The 22,278-nt window shown below is 59.6% G+C and carries 12 protein-coding genes, 1 tRNA gene and 1 pseudogene; 8 read left to right on the plus strand and 6 right to left on the minus strand.

Annotated features, from left to right (window positions below; all coding sequences use genetic code 11):
* Positions 1 to 137: 137 nt before the first annotated feature.
* The 4 genes and pseudogenes from ACRQEG_RS03830 (at position 138) to ACRQEG_RS03845 (ending at position 6,158) form a co-directional block, all read left to right on the plus strand.
* Positions 138 to 2,840 carry a DNA polymerase III subunit gamma and tau gene (locus tag ACRQEG_RS03830; protein WP_320757729.1) on the plus strand — a complete coding sequence of 901 codons (2,703 nt, stop codon included), beginning with the start codon at positions 138 to 140 and terminating at the stop codon, positions 2,838 to 2,840.
* Positions 2,840 to 3,445, plus strand: a pseudogene (gene recR / locus ACRQEG_RS03835) (recombination mediator RecR); the annotation flags it as partial. The gene ACRQEG_RS03830 and the pseudogene recR, both read left to right, overlap by 1 nt.
* 395 nt (positions 3,446 to 3,840) lie before the next feature.
* Positions 3,841 to 5,106, plus strand: a complete 1,266-nt coding sequence (locus ACRQEG_RS03840; protein WP_320757717.1) for an aspartate kinase — start codon at positions 3,841 to 3,843, stop codon at positions 5,104 to 5,106.
* The gene (locus ACRQEG_RS03845) at positions 5,103 to 6,158 is read left to right on the plus strand and encodes an aspartate-semialdehyde dehydrogenase (protein ID WP_320757716.1); all 1,056 of its coding nucleotides are present in this window, start codon (positions 5,103 to 5,105) and stop codon (positions 6,156 to 6,158) included. Before ACRQEG_RS03840 ends, ACRQEG_RS03845 begins: the two co-directional genes overlap by 4 nt.
* A 49-nt stretch (positions 6,159 to 6,207) precedes the next feature.
* Here ACRQEG_RS03845 and ACRQEG_RS03850 read toward each other — a convergent pair whose 3' ends face one another.
* Positions 6,208 to 7,461: a DUF4032 domain-containing protein gene (locus ACRQEG_RS03850; protein WP_126135697.1), complete on the minus strand. Its 1,254-nt coding sequence runs from the start codon at positions 7,459 to 7,461 to the stop codon at positions 6,208 to 6,210.
* Between the two features lie 28 nt (positions 7,462 to 7,489).
* A complete protein-coding gene (locus ACRQEG_RS03855; protein WP_320757714.1) occupies positions 7,490 to 8,269 on the minus strand; it encodes an ABC transporter ATP-binding protein in 780 nt (259 codons plus the stop codon).
* A 133-nt stretch (positions 8,270 to 8,402) separates the two neighbouring features.
* On the opposite strand from ACRQEG_RS03855, the gene ACRQEG_RS03860 reads away from it, so the two are divergent.
* The 3 genes from ACRQEG_RS03860 to ACRQEG_RS03870 all read left to right on the plus strand — a co-directional run bounded on the left by ACRQEG_RS03860 (position 8,403) and on the right by ACRQEG_RS03870 (position 11,539).
* On the plus strand, positions 8,403 to 10,220 hold the full coding sequence (locus ACRQEG_RS03860; RefSeq protein WP_320757713.1) for a serine/threonine-protein kinase: 1,818 nt from the start codon (positions 8,403 to 8,405) through the stop codon (positions 10,218 to 10,220).
* 172 nt (positions 10,221 to 10,392) lie between these two features.
* A complete protein-coding gene (locus tag ACRQEG_RS03865; protein ID WP_435730972.1) occupies positions 10,393 to 11,292 on the plus strand; it encodes a DsbA family protein in 900 nt (299 codons plus the stop codon).
* Between the two features lie 171 nt (positions 11,293 to 11,463).
* A tRNA-Thr gene (locus tag ACRQEG_RS03870) sits at positions 11,464 to 11,539 on the plus strand.
* Between the two features lie 325 nt (positions 11,540 to 11,864).
* On the opposite strand, the gene ACRQEG_RS03875 is transcribed toward ACRQEG_RS03870, so the two are convergent.
* Entirely contained in the window at positions 11,865 to 13,343 is a 1,479-nt protein-coding gene (locus ACRQEG_RS03875) for a hypothetical protein (protein WP_435732836.1), read from the minus strand.
* A gap of 527 nt (positions 13,344 to 13,870) precedes the next feature.
* On the opposite strand from ACRQEG_RS03875, the gene ACRQEG_RS03880 reads away from it, so the two are divergent.
* Entirely contained in the window at positions 13,871 to 14,143 is a 273-nt protein-coding gene (locus ACRQEG_RS03880) for a hypothetical protein (RefSeq protein WP_435730923.1), read from the plus strand.
* 781 nt (positions 14,144 to 14,924) lie between these two features.
* Here ACRQEG_RS03880 and ACRQEG_RS03885 read toward each other — a convergent pair.
* The 3 genes from ACRQEG_RS03885 to ACRQEG_RS03895 form a co-directional block, all read right to left on the minus strand.
* Positions 14,925 to 15,509, minus strand: coding sequence for a hypothetical protein (locus ACRQEG_RS03885; protein ID WP_435730925.1), 585 nt, complete (start codon positions 15,507 to 15,509; stop codon positions 14,925 to 14,927).
* A gap of 213 nt (positions 15,510 to 15,722) precedes the next feature.
* Entirely contained in the window at positions 15,723 to 21,395 is a 5,673-nt protein-coding gene (locus ACRQEG_RS03890) for a DUF6531 domain-containing protein (RefSeq protein WP_435730926.1), read from the minus strand.
* A gap of 254 nt (positions 21,396 to 21,649) precedes the next feature.
* Positions 21,650 to 21,931: a hypothetical protein gene (locus ACRQEG_RS03895; protein WP_394532643.1), complete on the minus strand. Its 282-nt coding sequence runs from the start codon at positions 21,929 to 21,931 to the stop codon at positions 21,650 to 21,652.
* Positions 21,932 to 22,278 lie beyond the last annotated feature (347 nt).

Consider the following 22,278-nt stretch of genomic DNA (forward strand, 5'->3'; position numbering starts at 1 on the left):
GCTCAATAAGGCTGACTTTTCGTTGCTATGGCAGGGCAAACCCCGGATATAAGACCCACCATTTGTCTATTAGCCCCACAGGTTTTTCGCGCGCGTGATTCGTGTCGTAGGTACCCCGTAGACTGATACTCGTGAGCATGGCATTGTATCGGCGGTATCGCCCGGAGCGTTTTCAAGATGTTATCGGCCAGGAGCAGGTAACTCGTCCCCTCATGGCTGCGTTGCGCGGCGAGCGTACGGTGCACGCCTATCTTTTCTCGGGTCCGCGCGGGTGCGGGAAAACTACCTCGGCGCGCATCCTCGCCCGCTGCTTGAATTGCGCGCAGGCACCCACGGATACGCCGTGCGGGGAATGTGCCTCGTGTCGGGAGCTGGCGGGGGATGGCCCCGGTTCTCTGGACGTGGTGGAAATGGACGCGGCCAGCCACGGCGGGGTGGATGATGCCCGTGACTTGGTTGAACGCGCGGCTTTTGCCCCCAGCCGGGATCGCTACAAGATTTTCATTATTGACGAAGCCCATATGGTCACCACCCAGGGTTTCAATGCCCTGCTCAAACTCGTGGAAGAACCCCCGGCTCATATCAAGTTCATTTTCGCTACCACGGAGCCGGAAAAAGTAATTGGCACCATCCGCTCGCGTACCCACCACTATCCTTTCCGCCTGGTGTCCCCGGCGCGGATGGAGGAGTACCTCTCGCAGATCTGCGCGGAGGAAAGCATTACCCCGGAACCGGGGGTGCTCGGTTTGGTGGTGCGGGCAGGCGGGGGATCGGTGCGCGATTCCCTTTCGGTTCTGGACCAGCTCATGGGCGGTTCGGAAACGTCCACGCTGTCCTATTCTCAGGCGGTTGCGCTACTGGGTTATACGGATAGTGGTCTGCTGGATCGTGCGGTCAACGCTATTGCCGAAAGTTCGGGGAGCCAGCTTTTCGGCGTCGTCGAAGAACTGATCGGTGCCGGTCATGAACCGCGCCGTTTTGTGGAAGATCTGCTCCAGCGCCTGCGCGATCTGATCGTCATCGATTTAGCGGGGGAAGCCGCGGCGGATGCTTTGGGTGAATTGCCGCAGGACCAGTTGGCCACCATGCGCACCCAAGCGCAGGCGCTGGGTGCGGCGCGTGCCACTGAAAGTGCCGAGCGTGCGAACGAGGCTCTCTCCGCGATGGTCGGCGCAACGTCGCCGCGCTTGCAGCTGGAGTTGCTCTGCGCTCGGCTTTTGATTCCCGGTAGCGGTGCGGCATTGCCTTCGGATGTGGCGCTCGGCGGTGCGGAGCAGAAAAACAGGGGGGTGCGGCCGGGAGTTGGGGCCAGTGGGACCGCGCGGAAATCACCGCAGGACATCGCGCGGGAAAAGGCGCGGGCAGCAGCGGCCGCAGCGGCCGCGGCACAGCGCGGGACCCCGGTGGTTTCGGCATCTCCTAGCGTTCCGTCCGCTGCCGCGCCGCAGCCTGCTACTTCCGTTTCGGTGCAGAACTCCGCCGCCGCAGCTTCCGCACAGCCCGTTCCTCAACAGGCCACGGAATCACCCACGTCGCCAGCCGCGGAGCGGCCTGCGGAGCGGTCCGTGGAGCAGCGTGCTCCGCAAGCGGAAGAACATTCGGTTCAGCACACTGTTCAGCCAACCGGTGAATCGCCAGCACCGCAACCGCGTGAAGATAGCCTGGAGCAGGCTCCGGCTCCGGAAGAATCAGAGCCGGATCACGCCGCGGAGCTCACAGCTAGGTGGGCGGAGGTGACGTCCTCCGGGCGTTTCGCCCAAGCTATTTTCTCCGGGCCTACTCGGGTTCTCGGATCGCGGGGAAACCAGGTCGCCCTGGAGTTTTCTTCAGAGAAGGTCCTTGGCGCCTTGCAGGATACACGCAATGTGGAACGCCTGAGCGCGCACCTTTCGCATTTCACCTCTATTCCCGTCACCGTGCGGGTTGTTTCCGCGGCGGCAAAGCAGTCCGATGCTGCGGGGCAGCCGGGTGGGGTGGCACATACGGAGCCTCCCCAGTCCTCAGCGCTATCTCCCCAGCCTCGTCCGGGTGTTTCTGATGGCGGTGGTGCCCACCCAAAAGCTAATGCCGCCACCGCGGCGGCCACTCCCGCTTCCTCGGGCTCTGGCGCTGCATCCGCGCGGCCGGAAACTGCCAACAGTGCCGGTAAAGCAGTCGGGGATGATGAATGGCCCGAACCCGAAGAGCTTTCCGATCCGGATGACGCGGAATACTACCCGCCCAGCCGGCAAACCGCCGCGTCCCGTTCGGCTAGTTCGGGTCCGGTCAGCTCCGGCGGGGCTAGTGCAAGCGCGAGTCGCCCCGAGGGCGATAATGCCGGCCCAGCTAACTCCGGCCGGGAGATTCCGTTCTATCTCCAGAACATGCCCATGCCGCAACCCTTCGCTGGCCCGGGAGATATGTCCGGGCAGCTTCCCGCACACGGGCCCGCGCAAGATTTCCATATCCCGCGCCCGCCGCAACGCACGCAGGAAATCCCCACCTATGACGCGCGGGAACACCTGCGCCAGCTCCGCCACGGCAGTGCGGGTGATGATAGTACGTCCGCAGGTCGTACCCCCTTTGGTAGTGAACCCACCACGCCGGCTAGTGCCGCGCCCGCGACTATCAATGGCGGGGGTGGCGTCGCCGGTGCGAACGCTCTGAACAGCGTGAATGGCTCGAATGGCCAGCATAATGGCGCACCGCAGCCGGGGGTGGGGTATCCTACTGAGGAGGATGATGTCTCCTTGGACGATCCCACAATCGAGCAGAGCAATGTGGTCGGGCTGCACGTTGTGGTGGAAATGCTCTCAGGAACCATTGTTGAAGAAATTGATACCGTACAAGGAGGAATGTAGTGGCGGGGGTGTATGACGGTGCCGTGCAAGAGCTCATTGATGAGCTCGGGCGTCTGCCGGGCATCGGCCCGAAGAGCGCCCAACGCATCGCCTTCCACCTCCTCGAACAAGAAGAACCCGAAGTGCGGGCGCTCGCGGAAGCCATGCTCCGGGTCAAGGAACGCGTCCACTTCTGCCAGATCTGCGGTAACGTCACCGAAACCGATATCTGTTCACTGTGCTCAGATACCCGGCGTAGTGATGCCGTGATCTGCGTCGTCGAAGAAGCTAAAGACATTATGGTCATCGAACGCACCCGCGAATACCGCGGGCGCTACCACGTTCTAGGCGGATCCATTAACCCCATCCAAGGTATCGGCCCGGAAGACCTGCGCATCCGCGAACTCCTCACCCGCCTCCAAGATGGCCGCGTCACCGAAGTTATTATCGCCACCGATCCCAATATTGAAGGCGATGCCACAGCGGCCTACCTCATTCGTCTCCTCACCCCCATCGGTATCGCGATCTCCCGTCTCGCCTCCGGACTCCCGGTTGGCGGAGACCTCGAATACGCTGACGAAATCACACTCTCGCGTGCCTTCGAAGGCCGCACCCGCATTACCAGCGGAACAACCGCGAACACCGCGGCCACTACCGGCATAGAAACCAGCATCACCACCGCGGGTGTTACCGGCACAGAAACTGTCACCACGAGTACCACACTGGAAACCACCGGCACGGGCACCACAAACATGCCCGGCACGGGTATGACAGACACGGGACGAATGCCCTCGGTGGTTCCGGGCACCACGCCTTCCGCCCCAGTCGCGGAAACGCACGGCGAGCACAACTAAGCAGCTCAGCTCCGGGATCACCGTAAAGCACAGCGTCCAGCCCAAATGCGGCGCCCCATCAGGCAGCCGAGCAGGAGAACAATCTCACCTGAAAATATCGGAAAGCCCCGCGGGTGGCGACGCGCTTCCAGTTACCATTAATATGTCTCGGAAAAATAGGAGTTAATGTGGCACTCATCGTGCAGAAGTTCGGGGGATCCTCGGTCGCCGATCCCGCCGGACTCAGACGAGTGGCGAAACGAATTGCCCAGACCAGCAAAGCCGGAAACAAAGTAGTTGTCGTGGTTTCCGCCATGGGAGATACCACCGATAATCTCTTGGACCTCGCCCACAACGTCACCGATAACCCGCCCGCGCGGGAGCTCGATATTCTCCTCACCGCGGGGGAACGCATCTCCATGGCCCTCCTCGCCATGGCCGTCAATGACGAAGGCGTCGTCGCCCGCGCATTCACCGGCCAGCAAGCCGGCCTCCACACCGATGCGCGCTACGGCAATGCCTCCATTACCGGGATCGTTCCCGAACGTATTTTCCGGACCGTGCAAGACGGCGCCGTCGCCATTATTGCCGGATTCCAAGGCGTGAACGACACCAATGACGTCACCACCCTCGGGCGGGGTGGCTCCGACACCACCGCCGTGGCCTTCGCTGCCGCCCTCGGCGCAGACGTGTGTGAAATCTACACGGATGTGGATGGTGTTCTCTCCGCGGACCCCCGGATCGTTCCCGCCGCTAGCCAACGCCGCGAACTCAGCTACGAAGAAACGCTAGAATTAGCGGCACACGGAGCGAAAGTGCTCCACCTGCGGGCAGTGGAATTCGCCCGGAAATTCAATGTGGCCTTGCACGTACGATCATCATTCTCCGAGAACGAAGGGACGTGGATAGTGGAAGAAACCGCGAAACAGGGCGGATATGAAGACGCCGTCGTCGTCGGAGTGGCACACGACCGCAACCAAGGGAAAATTTCGGTCACCGGCGTGCCCAACCTTCCCGGATCCGCTGCTAAAATCTTCTCCTGCGTGGCCGAAGCGGACTGCAATATTGACATGATCGTGCAGAACACTGCGCTCACCCGCGTGGGTCTGAGCAATATTTCCTTCACGGTTCCCCGCGATCAGGTGGATCTCGCCGTCGCCGCGCTGCGCGCCAACCAGGCCGAATTCGGTTTTGAAGACATCGCTGTCACCTCCGAAATCGGTATCCTCTCCATCGTGGGTGCGGGAATGCGCTCCCACAGTGGCGTGTCCTCCAAACTTTTCAAGACACTGGGGGATAACGGCGTCAATGTGGATATGATCAGCACCTCGGAGATCCGCATTTCCGTGGTGGTGGACCCGAATGTGCTGGACGCGGCCGCCCGCGCGGTCCACACCGCCTTCGGGCTGGATGCCAGCGAAAAAGCAATCGTATACGGAGGGACAGGTCGATGAGCATTACCTTGGCAGTAGTGGGAGCAACCGGGCAGGTCGGGCGGGTTATGCGCGCCCTGCTGGAAGAACGCCAGGTTCCGGTGGATCGGGTGCGTTTCTTTGCGACGGCGCGCTCAGCCGGTACCGAACTTCCTTTCCGGGGCGAAAATATCGTGGTGGAAGATATTGCCACCGCTGACCTGTCCGGCATCGATATTGCGGTGTTTTCCGCCGGCGGGGATGCCTCGCGCACCTACGCGCCGAAGTTCGTGGAGGCAGGTGCCGTCGTCGTTGATAATTCTTCCGCGTGGCGCCGCGACCCGGAGGTGCCCCTCGTTGTCTCCGAAGTGAATCCGCAAGATATCGCGCGCCGCCCCAAGGGCATTATCGCCAACCCGAATTGCACCACCATGGCTGCCATGCCGATTCTCAAACCGCTGCACGATGCCTACGGGCTCACTCGCCTTATTGCTTCGTCCTACCAGGCGGTGTCCGGTTCCGGGGTACGAGGCGTGCACGAGCTGACCACCGGGGTGCGCGCCGCGCTGGGCGGGGATGTGGAAGCCCTCGCCCTGGACGGGCACGCTCTTGAGTTGCCCAATCCTGAGGTCTACCGGGCGCCCATCGCTTTCAACGCGGTCGCGTTTGCCGGGAACCTCGCTGAGGATGGCAGCGGCGAAACCGACGAAGAGCAAAAACTACGCAACGAATCGCGCAAGATTCTGGGTATCCCGGATCTCGCGGTGGCGGGAACGTGCGTCCGTGTGCCGGTGTATACCGCGCACGGGATGTCCGTCAACGCGGAGTTTGAGAGGGAGGTCGACGTCGCAGCCGCTATCCAGCTGCTCGAAGCAGCCCCCGGCGTTGCGGTGGTTGATCTGCCTAATCCCCTGGATGCGGCCGGGAAGGACGCCTGCTTCGTGGGCCGCATCCGGCGTGATCCTTCGGTGCCGGGCGGGCGCGGGCTGGCCTTCTTCTGCGTGGCCGATAACCTGCGCAAGGGCGCGGCCCTCAATACCATCCAGCTGGCTGAGCTGGTCATCAAGGAGCTCACGGAGAACAGCGCGGCCTAGGGGCTAGGGGCGGCGCCGTCGCGCCCCGTACGTGCCCCCGGTGCGGCGCTTATTCCGGCGTGGCGGTAACCGCGGGGATCTCCCCGGTTTCTCCATCCAGGAAGGTTGATTCGTCACGCCGGTGGCGCAGCACTTTCTCCACGAAAGAGGCCACGGCCTCGGCCTGTGGAACATCACGCTGCTGGTCTTCGGAAATAAACCAGCGGTGCTCGAGGATTTCGTGGAAGAGCTCGGCCGGCTCCAGCTTTGCGGTAAGTTCGGGCGGGATCGCGGCCACGGTCGGCTCATAGACATCCGCGAGCCAATCGTGGGCGATCATCATGTCGGATTTGCCGCTCTTATTGTGGAGGGCGGCGTATTCGTCAATATCGTTGAGGATACGCCGAGCCTGGTTTTCTTCCACATCTAGGCCGGTCAGCCGCCACACCTTGCGGGAATAATGCCCGGCCTCCACAATCTTCGGCTGGATGAGGAGCCGGTCTTCGTCCGGGCCGGAATCAATGGCGATCTCGTCCACGTCAAAGCCCAGGTCATTGAGGCGGCGTACCCGCTCGGTCACCTTCCACTTTTCATCCGGGCCGATAGCCACCTGCGCGGTGATTTCTTCCCACAGTTCGAAGTAGCGATCAGCGAAAGTATCACCCACCCCGATGGTGTCAAAATCTTCGGGCAGGACACCGCCGGCCTGCAAGTCCATAAGCTCGCCAATGATATTTGTGCGGGCCACATCGATATCGTATTCGCGTTTACGCTGGGTGATCGGGCTGTAGAGCTCCCCGGTTTCCGCGTCCACCAAATAGGCCGCGAAAGTTCCCGCATCGCGGCGGAACAGGGTATTTGAGAGTGACACATCACCCCAGAAAAACCCGAGAAGATGCAGCCGCACCAGGAGCACTGCCAGCCCGTCGATGAGCTGGGCAATGGTGGCACGCCGGTGCTGCTGCCCGAAAATAGCGCGGTAGGGGAGGGAGAAAGGAAGATGCTCGGTGATGAGGCAGGCGTTGAGGGCATTGCCTTCCGCGTCGGTGCGTTTGGAGACCACCGCGACCGGCTCCACCGAGGGCGCTCCGAGGCGCTTTAAGGTGCGCAGCAGCTCGTATTCGCGCACCGCCACCAGTTCGGAAATCTCTTTAATAGCGATGATCCGCCCGGAGAGACGCACGAAACGCACGGTGTGGCGGGAAATACCGCGCGGGAGCGCAGCGATGAGATCACGCGGCCACTCTTCGAGCGCCACGTTCCACGGCAGATCGAGGAGGTCAGGTTCAACGCTAGCCGCCATAATGGATAGCGAGGATCGCATGAGTGTCCTTTCCGGGAGTAGCTGCGGCTTAATCGTAGCCGAAAGCTCGCGAGCCCGGCGTGCCATCAACCAGCGCCCCCGCCTCCACCATTCCGGCTTCTTCCAAGAAGGCCCGCACGGGCGTGGTGAGGTCCGCCAGAATTTCCGCGGGGGTTCCCACCTGCTGGAGGGCGCCATCCACCATGATGCCTACCCGATGGGCGCAGCTGAAAGCCTCGCGTGGATCGTTCGTTACGTACACCGTGGTGATGCCGGTGCGTTCTTGAAGTACGGAAATCTGCTCGCGAATCTCATCGCGAATTTCCACATCCATATTTTTCAGCGGCTCGTCCATGAGGAAAATACGCGGCCGGCGCACCACCGCGCGCCCCATGGAGACCCGCTGGCGTTCCGCGCGGGTGAGCTGGGCGGGTTTCGCGTCCAGGAACTCGGTGAGCTCTAAAATATCTGCTGCTTGCGCCACTCGCGCGGCAATATCATCGGGGTCCGCCCCGGCTATTTTCAGGTGGAAGCCCATATTATCCGCGACCGTCATATGCGGATACAGGGCGTAATTCTGAAATACGATCACTACGTCGCGCATGGATGGCGGCAGCGCGGTGACATCTTCACCGTCCAGCAGTACCGCTCCGTAGTCCATATCCTCCAGCCCCGCAATCATGCGTAAAACCGTGGATTTACCGGAGCTAACCGGGCCGGTAAGCGCGAAAAATTCGCCGTCGTTGATATGGAGATTCACGTGGTCAACCGCCGGTGCAGGCGCATCGGGATAGTACAGTGTCGCGTTGACGAGTGACACAGAAGCCATGGGAATTCTCCATCAGTTACAGCGGTCGGCATTGACACGCTCATCAACTATTATGCCACGTCAGGAACTCGAATACGAGGGCGAACTCCGCGTAAAAAATGCGCCGGCCGGCACACTTCGGTATTTTTGAGGTATGCGGGAGGAAATTGGTGGCTATCGGCTGATGCGGCGCATCGGCTTCGGCGGCATGTCCACGGTTTACGAGGCGGCGGATGGTGCCGGCACCCGCGTAGCCCTGAAACTCCTCCACCCGGCGGCCGTGGATGGGCCGGCCGGGCGCGAACGCCTCCGGCGCGAAGTTGCGATGTTGCAGCGGGTGCGCGGGCCCTATGTTGCCGAGGTCCTCGATGCCGAAACGGATGAGGAGGATGCCTTTATCGTCACCCAGCTGGTGGAAGGTCCTACTCTCGCGGAGGATGTGCGTGTGGACGGTCCTTACCCGCCGGCGGAATTAGTGACGCTTGCCCGCCAGCTCCACGCCGCGGTTACGTCCGTGCATCGCCTCGGGGTGCTGCACCGCGATCTCAAACCGTCCAATGTCATGCTCGGCGCGAACGGCCCGGTTCTCATTGATTTCGGCATCGCGCAAACAGGCGGTGATAGCCGCCTCACTATGTCCGGCGCGGTTACTCATACGCCCGGATATCTCGACCCGCGGGTACTGCGCGGCCACGCCCCGGACGAAGCCGCTGACCTGTGGGCGCTCGCCGCGGTCATCGCTTTCGCCACCACCGGGCACGATCCGTATCCCGGCGCGAACCCGGCGGATATTATGCGTCGCGTTCTGGAGGGGGACGTGGACGTGACCGGCGCACCCCCGCGTATCGCCTACGCCCTGCGGGCCGCGCTCGCGGAGCCGGTAGAAGAACGCTGGGGGATTGACGCGGTGGTCGCGGCCCTCGCGGATCCGGTTTCATGGTACGACGACGCCGCTACCTCGCCCCGAGCCTTGCCCGCCCAGATGGATGCAACCGTGCCGGCGGCCCTTCCCGGGGCGGCCGCGATGGAAGCAGAGACTACAGCGCTGGGTTATAACCCGGAACTGGGTCACAACCCCGAGCCGAGCAGTCATCCAACGCTGAGTCATAACCAGACGCCGAGCTATAACGCCACCGATAGCGTGCCCAGCGCTTTCCCGGAGACATGGCCCCAGCCCATTTACGCCGGATCGGCCACTGCTCCCTATCCGCAAGCTGGGCCGGCCACCACCCCCTACCCCGTAGCTGCGCCGGGTCCCACCACGCCGGCCACCTTCAGTCCCGCTGCTGTTGATTCCCAGCCGGAAGCCGCCTCTTATCAGGGGGTCGCGCCACTGGAACCCGCGCCGCTCCCGCTGTGGGCCCGCCCGCCGCGGCGCACCCCGATCCTCAGCTTCGCACTGGGCGGCTTGCTGTGCACGCTGGTGGCTTCCTGGCAGATCGCCGGGTACGTAGGTTATGCGCTTGTCACGGTGAGCTTGGCGTTTGCGGAGAGGAACGCAGCGCGGCTGCGGCGGCGTCGTGCAGAAGAAGGCGGGCCGTTCCGCGGCGAACACCTGGGGCAAATTCTGCGCGCGCCGCTCACCTTCGCGGAAAGTGCCCTCAGCGTGATTCCGTTGCACGGCATCGGGCTCCTCGCGGTCACGCTCGGCTACGTGGCTGGGCGGCTGGGCGGGCTTTCCGGGCCGGGCGCGGGCGCGGTGGCCGCTCTCGCTGGAGTGGGAATCTCGTGGCTCGGCCCGAGTGGGCGGGTAGTGCGGGGCGGCAGTGCTGTTGTCTTTGCGCGCCTAGCCCCAACGCGCCCCTACCGAGTTTTCTGGACCGTGCTGCTGCTGGCCGGCGCGGCCGGGATCGCGCTCCTGGCCCTTGGTGGGGTGCTGGGCGTGCCCGCGGATACCCCGCTCAGCTTCGGGTACTACGGCGAACCTCTGGTAGCGATGGTCAAGGATCTGGTGGGCGGCGCGGGGCGCTAAACGGCCGGCGTGCCCGGTAGGGCGGCCCACCAAACTGGCCGCGCGGGCAATGTCACCCGGCCCGCCCTCACTTTTCCCAGGGAAAGCGGCGATAATTGACATGTTAAAGTCAGGGTGAAAGGCGCAGTGGCCGGGTGGCCGCAGGCGCGTCGTCGTAACCGAGGAAAAGTGAATGGCACAGACTCAGAAGAATAACCGGCAAAGTTCCGCGGCACAGCGGCGTGAAACCGCGCGCGCGGCGGCGGCCCGGCTCCAGGAACAGGAAAAGAAGCGGGCGCGGCGCAATCGCGCGCTCGCGGTTGTGGCGGCTGTTGTGGTGGTGGCGCTTATCGCGGCGGCCGTCTGGTTCATCCTCTCGAATAAGAAGGATGATGCGGGCGCCCCGGCTACGCAGGAAAGCTCCGCGGCCGTGTACCCGAGCGCCCCGGCCACCGCGCTGGCCGAACGCGCCGCCCCGAAGGTCACCACGCAGCTGCCGAAAAACGTGACCCCGGATGTGGGCGTGAGCGTGGGTAGTTCGCTGGCGGCCGGCACCGTGAACGAAGGCAAGCCGGTTGTTGATATTTACTTCGACTACCTGTGCGTATGGTGTAACCGCCTGGAAACCGCCTACGCGGAGGAGCTCACCCAGCGCGCGAAGAATGGCGAGATTACGCTGGTCTACCACCCGCTCGTGGTGGAATCCCAGTATGAATTCTCGCATACGGCTTCCGCGTCGGCGCTGTGGGTTGCGGAGCATCGCCCCGATGTTTTCGCGGCCTACCACAATGAGATTTTCGCGATGACGGCCCCGCTGTTCGAAGCGAAGGAAAAGGTGCCGGTACCGCAGACCGCGCAGCTGGCCGAGCTCGGTAAGAAGGCCGGTCTCACCGATGCCGAAGCCGAGCAGATGATCGCGGATGTGGCCGTTGGGGACGGAAAGCCCGCCATGTATTCCGAACTGCTGGGCCAGTCGCTCCAGCAGTTTAGCGCCGACGGCTTCACCGGCACCCCCACCGTGCTTCTCAACGGCAAGCAGGTGGCGGACTGGACCGACGGTAAGCTCACCGCCGCGCTGGACGCACTCAAGTAGAGCTGCCCCCGGTGCCACGTGCCCTTGTGGTACGACGACGCCGCAGCGGGGCGGTCGCTTCGCGCCGCCCCGCTGGGAGCTCAGCTCTCGGGATCCCTATTTGTTCCAGAGGGGGGATTCTGGCATGATAAACTCTGGTTCCTTGTTCAGCAGGTGTGCTGGGCAAGAATTGCCTCCGTAGCTCAGTTGGTAGAGCAGCTGTCTTGTAAACAGCAGGTCACAGGTTCGAGTCCTGCCGGGGGCTCCACTACAACATATATTTCAGAAACACTACTCGCGTGAAGTAACCGTTTATGTGATGTAGCTGCGTGGAAGCAGATGGGTCAGGTGAGCCGGATGAAACGGGCGCATGCATAATAAAATGTGTAAAGATGCAGGTCAGCGGCTTGTGAGTAGTGGTTGTTTTACATGCCAATAGGAAAAATAGTTGCTGAGGATGGCGTGTTGTTAATTCCTGATCTGGCCTTTACGAATATTTAAATCATCTTCCCAGGGGCGTTCGTGCCCGGAAAATAAACGCGGGAGACGGCGCGGTCTGGTGACCGGCCCTCTCCCGCGTCGCGGTTAAGGCGCTACGCCGTGCGCTTGGCTCGGCTGCGCGTGACCACTGGAATGCCCACGAGGAGCAAGGCCGCGGCGGCTGCCAGGCCAAAGACGGCCGAGGCACCGGTGCGCTGCAGCCGGGGCTGGGTGCGCTTCTTCGTTACCTGCGGGCCTTCGGAGGGATTCTGGCCGGGGTTCTCACTGGTGGAGATTCCGGGGGTAGTGGCGCCAGGAGTTCCCGGTGCTCCGGGGTTGGGGCTACCCGGAGTGCTGGGCTGAGCGTCTGGGGTTTGACTACCCGGGGTACTCGGTGTGCTTGGCTCATTACCGGGCGTCTCCGGATCGCCCGGGGTGCCCGGGGCGGTGGGCTGGGTGCTAGGCGTGGCGGGGGTACCGGTATCAGATGTTCCGGGATTGTCGGGCTTCTTGTCCTCCGGTGTCGTCTTCTCGCAAATCTTCACGACTGCCGCTGCCTGGTCACAGCCATCTTCGTTGATGCCACTCAGGTAGTAGGTAACCGCAGGATTTGAGTGGAGTGCGAAGGTGGAGGAATAGTGATCATAAACCGACGCAGAACTTCCAATATCGGTACCGATAAGATCGGTGCGGCCCGATTCTCCGGTGACGATGCACTGGGGTGAGCCGGTCAGGCCTGCGGGGGTAGTGTGTCCGAGGAGGAACTTATTGGTGCCGGGATCGGTCAGCGAGTAAGCGGGCAAATCACCCGTACGGGCCCAATGATATTGCTGGAGATTTTGGCATCCCTCCTCATAGGAGCCGGGCCCACCGCCTTCTTGACTACACTTCCAGAGCTTGTTAGTTGCACGGATAGGAAGAACGGTGAGTTCTGATTGGACGGTGACATCGCCTTCGACCTTGATCGTGAAAACACCCGGCTCGTTAATGCCGAAACTGTATTCGTCGTACATCTCCATATTTTTCACCGGCGCACTATAGCCAAGATATGATGGCTCTTCACCCGCCTTTGCGGTGCTTGCCGGAGTATGCCATATCCCGAAGTTTGGATCGGTGAAATCGGTGGAAATGACCCCGCCGCTGCCCGGCCTTTCTAGCCAACCGGAGGAATCGCGCGTAACCCCAATAACGGGAATGTCTTGTTCCACGCTTTTTACTGGAATCGTAGTTGTTACGCGAAGATCAGAATTCTCCGCAACCTCCCAGGCACGATCCGGGACACTGGTGAGAGTGAATTTCACATTTTCCAGTACAGAGGGTACGAAAATGGAGGTGCCTCGTGTTGTTTGAATATGGTCAGAGGATAGAACTAGGGGAGTGGTCTGTACCGTATAGGTCACATGGGCGACGTCACCCACTTTCTCCACACAGGTATCGCCGCCCTGGCAGTTAACCGCGCCGCCAGTCAGGGAATTAATACCGCGACCCCACTGCATGTCGGAGCCACTAACAGTGGTGGGTAGAAGCAAACCTATCCCGGCGAGCACAACAGCAAGAGCAGCGCTCCCGAGTGCCGCTATTGATTTCTTCATGTGTCATCCATTCATAGTGCTGATAAAAATACGAGGTGTGGCGGAGCCCCTTATTCTGAACTCTTGTGGATACCCAACACTGGACTATCCCGAAGCTGAATTTGGGCTACGCCAAAGGCGTAGATAAATTCGTTGAGGTTGCTCAATATATTAGGAATTATAACCTGAATCGTATTGGGCTGGGGGGAAACGGCTGGGGAAATGAGAGGCACATAGCGTGCTCACTGGTGTTTTCTGGTAGGGACATGGTTTATTCTGAGTGGTCAGGTGCATTTTAATGTGATTGATTTTCGTGCGGTGGTTCTTGTAGCGCAGTTCTGAAAAAATGCGATTTATTTTTAAGGAACACCCAGCAACGCCGTATGGGGTTAAGTGCTCTCATGTGGCAGAAGAGGCATGCTCTGTGGGGGTTCCGTCGTCGTATCGTATCGTTAATGGTGGATAGTGCATGGTATTGGCAGCCGCGTCCGATCGATCATTTGACTGAGACGCGGTAGCCGCAGCGGCTCCTGGTTATGGAGGTTTCTATGTCCCTTCCAGTTGGTGCATTTACTGCTGCGGCGCCCGGGATCCAGCGCCGTTTGCGGAAAATAAGTAAATATCCGCGCGAGCCGCGGGTGTTCTCGCAAGCGAAGCTCTTTGTTCTGAGTGGGGTAATATGTACGTTTCCTCCGCTTATGGGCTTGGTTTTTGTTTTGACTACCGATGAGGTTCCTGATCCCGTCGATAAAATCTTGTTTCTCGTTTTGATTTCGACAGTAATTATTATGGGCCTTTTGTATTTGATGCATGGTTTCTAGCGGCGTTTCGGTGTAGATGATCAAAAAGTATGGTCGCGGTTTGGATCTGTTTTCTACCGAGAGATTTATTTCTCGAAAATAACACGGGTGACCTTCGCGGGAGTATCTTTCGGAGTCTTTGCTAACGGTAAGAAGCTGCTTGCTTTGGGGATCAATCGCTTTGATTACACCCTGGCATGCTTGCGGATCCTGGAGGAGATGCGGATCCGGCGCTTCACGGCTGGGAAAAACGAGCCTCATGATCCGCGGTGGCCAGAAGCATGGCAGGAAATGCGTAATCGGTTGGCGGCCAAAGCGTACCGGAACCACCAAAGCTACTATGATTCACGCCCTGCTGAATTGCAGGAGCTCAACGCATTGGCGGTAGGGCGTTACCCCGCGGGCTCCTAACACACCTCGGAAAGCTCGATCAGTGCTTGGAGTTCAGTCGGGTGGCTGTGGAAGTACTTTTGGTGGTTGCGATAGGTTTCCGCGGCTAGTTCGTAACGTAGGTTTTGTGCGGCTTCGGGCCAGCGCGGGTCGTGCGGTTCAACATTGTTGACGGTGAAACGGCGGTACTTGAGTTCCTCAAGGATCCGTAGGTAGGCAAGAGTGTAATCGAAAACATCTTTGGAGAGGGGGAGATGGGTGCCGTTCCCATAAACTTTCCAGCCGTCGTTGCCGGCGGTCGTGATACTGGATGCGGCGTTGTAGCGGGGATTGTGTAGCTCCCGTTGCGAAGCCGGCTGCGAAAGAGAAAGATGCGGACATTGGTATCCGTCCTTTTTGAGTACGTAAGTAATTAGCGGCCCTGGGCGAGAGCGGTGAGCTCGTGAAGCTCGGCTGGGTGGTTGTCGTAGTAGTTCTGGTGGTTGCCGTATGCTTCCGCGGCCAGAGCATTGCGTAGTTCCTGTGCGGCTTCGGGCCAGCGTGGGTCGTGCGGGGCGACGTCGCCCACCGTAAAACGGCGGTACTTCAGCTCTTCAAGGATCCGCAAGTAGGCCAGGGTGTAGTCGAAGCGGTTGATTGCTATTCCGAGGAACTTGTTTTGCCTGTTGTAGAGGCGAAAACCTAGGTTGTCGAACGTGATTCGGGTGATATCCGAGAAGTAGATCTCGCGGTAGAACACGGGGGTGAAACGGGACCAAAGTTTTTCGTTATCGACGCCGAACCGGCGTGCTAATCCCATCCAGAGGAACCAGAGGAACGGAATTATTGCGATGGAGCATAAGATAATTCCCAGGGTGGCATCCTCGGGGCGGCTGGCCTCGTCACTGGTTGCTAGGGCAATGACCGTTAGTCCGAGGAGAAAGGCGCTGATTCCACCGACCGGAAGGAAGATTTTCGCCTGTGAAAAGACTCGCGGTTCACGCGGGTACGTGCTCATCTTCCGGAGTCGCCGCTGAATGGTTGGTGCCGCAGCGCCCGCGGTGAAACTAGCGAGAGGCCCGATATAGCTACTCAAAAGAAAACCTCCAGGGTGGTATTGATGAAAGAGGAAGGACGCGATAGAAATTAAAGTTTCGTGTGGGCGGTAACCCTCGAAGGTTCCACCCACACGAAACTACAAGGAACCGTATGTACGAGGCGTAGCGTATCGTTACTTTAACGCCTTGACGGACTCAGCCAACGACTTGATGTGCTTGCGGGCGTGGGACGCCGAGTTAAATTCACCATCACCGTCCAGAAGATCCGCTCCAATAGCTTCGATATTCTTGAATTCTTTTGGTGCGAATTCTGTCAGGAACTTACCTCCCTTCTGGCGTAAAACGTTCCGGGCGTTTGACATGCCTGGCGAGGTTGGAATCTGGTTCACTCCCTTGATTCGCAAGGCACCACCCGTGAGTTGCGCACCGGTAACCGTTACCATGCGTTCGGCGAGATCTTCTTCGCTGAAGTTTGGATTGAAGTTTCCTGTCTTGACGTAATCCTTAAACAGCGAGTCTCCGACCCAATTCGTAGCTTCCTTAGAATAATCAGAAGTCACACTTTTAACGATATCAACGCCGATTCCTTGTGCTCTTGAGAGATCTGTTGAGATCTTGATCGGTACACGTGGCTTACCTTTGAACATGTTCCCGATATTCTTAATTCGTTGCGGGATATGGCTAACCTGCCCTTTCACCCAGTTGACACCTTTCAGAAGTTTGGTCGTTACGTGTGATGCACCGGCGCCAAGTCCGCCGCCGATGCCGCCGCTAACCCCGCCGAGAACTGTCTGGTAAATGACTTCTCCCCAGCTGAAATTGTCGTGATTGAAAAGATCCTGGCTAATCATTGAGGATCCTCCGCCGATAAGTGCTCCGGATCCGGCACCTATCGCCGCTCCGTAGCCAACAACGGTGAGAAGTCCAGCTCCTGCGGGAGCTCCGATGCCGGAACAGAGAAGAGCGATGCCGGCGCCTACCGCAACCACGCCAACAACTGTTTTCCAATGGACTTTTACCCAGTCGACAGTTGCGTTGAACGCTCCCTTGAGCCAGTTCCCTGCGTTCTTAAGGAAGTTGCCGACCGGTTTGAGGATTTTCTCCTGGAAAGTCATACGTCCAACGTGACGTATCAGAGTAACGCGGTCCATAATGGAGCGCAATCCCTTGAGCATGCTTCCGAAGAAACTATCGGTTGCAGGGGTCAGCCCGAGTGGGTCCATGAGCGCGAGTGGGTTATTCGCGCCATAGTTATACGGATTAGTCTGGTACGAACTCCCCACTGGTGCCGGGAGGGGGTCCGGGGACAAGAACGCCTGAGTGGCCGGGTCATACAGGCGCTCACCCATCCACTCCATACCGCCAACACGCAACGACCCAGTCCCGAGCACGTCAACACCCTCAGGTAAATGCTCACTCAAACCAGCCACGGTGCTTGGGCTAGCGAACGGAGACATCGGGTCCGTGCCCCGCCCGGCCCGCCAGCTCGCATCATACCGAGTTTGAACACCTTGCCCGCTAAGCATCACACCACCAGGAAGAGACATGAACGGGCTACCATTCATCGCCCCGACTGTGGGGATAGGAGACGCATAATCCCACTCAAGACGAGTCTCATCCCCGAAACTGATCGGGTTACCCAATCCGTCCAGAGTGATAGTCAGCTCGCGTTCACGGCCATCAACCACGTCAGTAATACCCGCCAGGCTCCCACCCGCGCTCCAACGCAACCGCCGTGCAAGCTTCCCATCCACGGTCTGGCTAACCCGATATCCATCCGCGTCATAGCCGTAAACCGTCTGACTCGTGCCTTCCGGGCTAGTGTGGCGACGCTCGACGAGCTGACTCGCCCGATCATAGGTGTATTCACTGACTGTCTCACCGTCGGTGAAGCGGATAATACGAGCAGCCTCGTCATACTCCCACGTCTTCTTTACGCCACTGGTTGAGATAGCAGCAGTAAGCTGGCCATCCCCACCATACTCATAAGAGACTTTCTCACTCCCGGTGGTTATCGCAATAACACGACCCCACGAATCATGCTCAACACGGGTAGTTTCCTTCACGCCATCACGAGTATGCGTATGGTGAGAGACGAAACCATCCCTATAGGCCCACTGGTGGGTATCTTCACCGGCAACCATGTGGGTGACTCGGCCCATCGGATCGTAACCAAAGCGGACCGTATCCAGGTCCGGATGCGTGATTGTGGCAAGATTCCCAACCGCATCATAGCCATAACGATAAGTTGCCCCACCAGCCGGGGTATAAGAGGTCCGCTCCCCATCCTTCCCGTACGTCCAGGTAGAACACCGTGCCACCCCTGCCACCGTACTGTTCTGGGAAACCAGACGGCCTAAGCGATCATAGGTGAACACATACCGATTCTCCTCACCATCGGTGAGAGTAAGGGTCCGGTCCTCATAATCAAGTTCGGAACGGAAGACTTCCCGGCCATCGATACGAGCCCGGCTCACCATGCCATCCTCGTGCTCGAAACTCGTCACGGTCCCATCAGCACTCGTGCGGGAGAGTGGGTTGCCGAGCTTGTCATAGGCCACCGATACACTACGCCCGAGCGGGTCAGTGACCGAGAGGAGGTTATCCACACTGTCATACACGCGCTCGGTGATCCCGCCACCCGGGTCAACCACCCGTACCAGGCGGTTACGCACATCGTATTCATAACGCGTGATACCACCCAGGCCGTTACGCACCGAGATAAGATTCCCCGCCGCGTCGTACCGGAAATAACGGACACCGGTGAGGATATCCCGCGAATAAGCCACCCGCCCACACACGTCATACCGGAACTCGGAGGTACCCCGCCCGGCTACCTTAGCCCGCAGCAACCTCCCACACGAGTCATACTCGAAACTAGAACGCTCCCCAGCAGTATTCACCGTGGCAACCACACGCCCGTCGGCATCGTATTCGAAACGTGTCTCGCCTTCCGGGGTGGTGAGCACATCCAGACGCCCGGAAGACCCATACGTGTAGTCAGTAGTTTTCCCACCCGGACTCGTCATCCGCACCACACGCCCGGCTGCGTCATAATCCAGGGTTGTCAAAGCGCCTTCAGCGTCCAACATTTCCGTGACATTACCCCGAATATCGTAGGTAACCACGGAGGCGTTCTTCGCGGTGTCATAACTAGCCACCGGACGTCCGAACTCATCGAACTGCACAACCGCACCATGACCATGGCTATCAACTGCGGTAGCGGTACGCTCTTTGGAATCCGTAACCGTCCGGGTAGTAACCCCAGCCGGGTCAATCACCGTAGAGAGATCCCCCACCGCGTCATATTCAAACTTCCACGCATGCCCCACCGGGTCAGCGATCTGCTTCAAACGCGAGAGAGCATCAAAAACAAAAGTGAACTCATCCCCGTCCGGCATAGTGATGGAACGCAGATTACCCAAGTCGTCCACATCGTTACTCAAGGCATGGCCTAGCGGGTCAATAATCTTTTCCACCCGGCCATCAACCTCGCTGTACACCAGCGTCATTTTCGCCCCGCCCGGATCGGTCACCACAACCGGACGCCCATAAGCATCGTAATCAATCGTGGTGGTGGCCCCATCCGGATCAACACGGCGAGCCAGGGTGCCATCCGTGTTATAAACAAGCCGGGTAGCAAAACCAAGCGGCGTGACCATCTCAACCACGCGCCCCGCGCTATCACGTTCCATCCGATAGGTATTGCCCAACGCGTCAGCGAAAGAAGTAATCTCACCGGTATCGTTATAGCCAATAGTCTGGAATACTCCCGTCGGGTCCGTGGCTCTCACCAAGAGCCCGTTCTCCCACTCCATCGTGGTGATACCACCGGCCGCATCAACAAAACGACTCGGATTACGACTCTCACCCTCATACTCATAGCGGGCCACCAGGCCAGTAGGCCCCACCGCCTCAACCAAGCGATCCAGACCATCATAAGTGGCGGTTAATTCCCCACCAGCAGGGGAAACCGTGCGGACCAAGTGCCCACGCTCATCATAAAAATGCGTGGTGACCTTATTATCCCGATCCCGGGACCGCAACAAGTTCCCGTGCCGGTCATAAGACATGGTCTGGCGGTTACCGTCAGAATCCCGGGCGGCGATAGTACGACCCCGACTATCAGCCACCCACGTATTCGAACGCGAACCATCAGCATCACTGACCACCGTGACCCGGCCCGGTAGATAAGCAAAACGAGTATCCCGGCCGTGCTCAGAGGTTTGCCTGACCACGCGAGCTGCGTCGTCGTAAATATTCACGCACTCAACCACGCCAGTTGCCGCAACCACACGCGCAACCAACCCCGCATCATCAATCTCATAACGCCGGGTACCATGCGGGCCACTCGCGCCCACCAAATGCTCGCCCTCGTAATGGTATTCGAAACGGGTACCATCCCAGCCGCGGGCCACAACCACCCGGCCATCCAGGTACTCCATCTCGATACGCCGGCCACGCTCACTGACCAAAGCCGTAACCAGGCCTTTACGGTCGCGCTCGGCGCGCACTCCGAAACCTTCACGCCCGCACACCTCAAGCCAAACACCAGCGCGGGTGAAGACCCAACGCTGGCCAGTATTATCCGAAACTTCCCAGCCCAGCACTCCTTCGCTATCGCCAGGCACGATAACCGCGCGGACCCAGAAGTTTTCTCCCTCAGCACGCACCACACCCGAACCAGGCCCGAACCGCTTACCATCCACCGCGAAGTAGATATGCTGGCCATCCTCACGCATCCACACCAGGTAATCCGCACGCTCTACCAGACACTGGTCAAGAACGCTCGTCCACCCCGTCCCGAAAACACCCCGCACGGGAGCATCATCCGCGCCCGCGCGCTGCATATGAGCCAGAATCGAGTTGTATACCCGCGACAAGCCACCCACCTGGAAACCCGCAGGGAAACTAATATCCAACTCCGGCTCCAGGAAATTACCCGTCGCACTATTAACCGGATCAGACACCAAAGCAGAATTAACAACCTGACCAGTCAAAACCGGCCACGCCACCCCAATAGCCTTACGCCCCGCATCCACACCAGCATCATCAAGCACCGCATCGATATACGAATCCAGCAAAGTAAGCACCGGACCACCCTCGCCGGCTTCCTTGAAGGCCTGGCGTACCACATCAATCCACTCGGCATCGTTATCGTTATTGCGAATGTAATCATTGATGCCCCACGCGATGCTTTCCCCACCGCTGAGATTTCCGAACTTCCAGCCGCCCACAAAGGAACTGACGGCAGTCTGCAAGGCACGCGGATGGCTTTCAAGAGTGTCATGCGCTGAACGGGCCGCTAGTACGTATTCGTACAGGTTCGCGGGGTAGCAGGAGGAACGCCCGCCTGAGCCGCCCCCACCGCTGCCCGGCATGGGGGTGTCGTGTTGGGGTAAGGAAGGTTGATCGATGGAACGCGCCGGCGGGGTACCCGGGTAACGCGCACTCGGAGGGATGAGGAGTGGTTCGTTAGCCAGCCACAACGGTATGAGCTCCGGGTTAATGGGCCGCCGCGCGAGCCAGCGGTTGTGGTCCGCTTCCCAGGCGTTGAAGATATCGATCATCTTCTGTTCGGCCCGCGCGGCTTCTTCCAGTTCGGTAACGCCCGATTCCAGCGCCTGCAAAGACGCGACCAGCATCTCTTTATCCGCGCGCTGGATATCCATATTCTGCGCGTACAAATCCGCGAACCGCCCGGCGAAGTCAATTTGTGCGTAGGCGATGCCGCCGTTGAGAGTGGTCTGGGCGGTGTTCAGCGCCTCAATCGCGTTGTTGATGGCGCTCTTTAAATTGCTCGCGAGACCGGCTTCGAAACCGGTATATACGTTGGGTCTTGGCATGGGAACTACCTATCGTTATGAGTCGACATCCGGGCTGGGCAAGCTGTGTTTCGCGCGCTCAGTGTGAGCGCCTCGCGGGGCACGTGACGGTGTGCTGTGGTGGCGAGGCGAGACAGTGCGGGCGATGAAGAAGTCATAGAGAAGAAATGAAATACAAGGAAACGCAAGATCCGGGCGGTTCGCCGCGTGGGTGACACGCAAATGCGGTGAACCGCCCGGATTGCGCGTAAATCGGACTGGTGGTGGTGTGGTGCTTACTCGCCGCCGCCGGCGGTGAAGATATTGGTCGAGATCTGGTCGAGCTGGTTACGCAGATCCTCGAGTTCCTGCTTGGCCTTGTCCAGAGCCGACTTGGTCTGCGGCCACACATCACCACGGAACTGCTGAGCGAGCGGACCATCCCACACATTCGCATCCGAGAGGATCTGCCCCTGGGTATCAAGCTGCGAAATTTGATCGGTCAGCCCACCGTTAATAATGGACTGCATCTGCTGAATGGCCTGCTTGGCTTCACTGGATGTAAGAACACGAGCCATGATTGGTCTCCTTATTGGGTAGAGAAGAGTTCTGACAGTGCCGACAGGGCGACATTGTCATGTCTAGCCATCGACGCCTTCGACGCTACTGACCCCGGGTAAATACTCCGTAACGTGAAATATTACAAATTGATAACAATTGCGAGGATGGTGGTGGGCTTGCGTTAACCTTGCGGAGGGCTTGACTGCGTTGCGGTGCAATATACGACGACGGCGCCTTTCCGGCCGTGCGGGAACGTAAAGCGAAGGTGAATCCGCATAGTATGTGCCCCCAAGGTAAATAAAAACCAAACTCCCGGGAAACGGCTTTCTGGCGCGGTTTAAGCCACGGAAATACGTCATTACAT

Source organism: Actinotignum stranguriae, assembly GCF_051265215.1.
GTDB classification, from domain to species: domain Bacteria; phylum Actinomycetota; class Actinomycetes; order Actinomycetales; family Actinomycetaceae; genus Actinotignum; species Actinotignum schaalii_C.

Bases quoted from the DNA above. Each gene is read 5' to 3' on its own strand.
- ACRQEG_RS03830 (WP_320757729.1), top strand. From the start codon at position 138: ATGGCATTGTATCGGCGGTATCGCCCGGAGCGTTTTCAAGATGTTATC.
- ACRQEG_RS03890 (WP_435730926.1), bottom strand. From the start codon at position 21,395: ATGCCAAGACCCAACGTATATACCGGTTTCGAAGCCGGTCTCGCGAGC.
- ACRQEG_RS03860 (WP_320757713.1), top strand. From the start codon at position 8,403: ATGCGGGAGGAAATTGGTGGCTATCGGCTGATGCGGCGCATCGGCTTC.
- ACRQEG_RS03880 (WP_435730923.1), top strand. From the start codon at position 13,871: ATGTCCCTTCCAGTTGGTGCATTTACTGCTGCGGCGCCCGGGATCCAG.
- ACRQEG_RS03850 (WP_126135697.1), bottom strand. From the start codon at position 7,461: ATGCGATCCTCGCTATCCATTATGGCGGCTAGCGTTGAACCTGACCTC.
- ACRQEG_RS03865 (WP_435730972.1), top strand. From the start codon at position 10,393: ATGGCACAGACTCAGAAGAATAACCGGCAAAGTTCCGCGGCACAGCGG.
- ACRQEG_RS03885 (WP_435730925.1), bottom strand. From the start codon at position 15,509: ATGAGCACGTACCCGCGTGAACCGCGAGTCTTTTCACAGGCGAAAATC.
- ACRQEG_RS03845 (WP_320757716.1), top strand. From the start codon at position 5,103: ATGAGCATTACCTTGGCAGTAGTGGGAGCAACCGGGCAGGTCGGGCGG.
- ACRQEG_RS03855 (WP_320757714.1), bottom strand. From the start codon at position 8,269: ATGGCTTCTGTGTCACTCGTCAACGCGACACTGTACTATCCCGATGCG.
- ACRQEG_RS03895 (WP_394532643.1), bottom strand. From the start codon at position 21,931: ATGGCTCGTGTTCTTACATCCAGTGAAGCCAAGCAGGCCATTCAGCAG.
- ACRQEG_RS03875 (WP_435732836.1), bottom strand. From the start codon at position 13,343: ATGAAGAAATCAATAGCGGCACTCGGGAGCGCTGCTCTTGCTGTTGTG.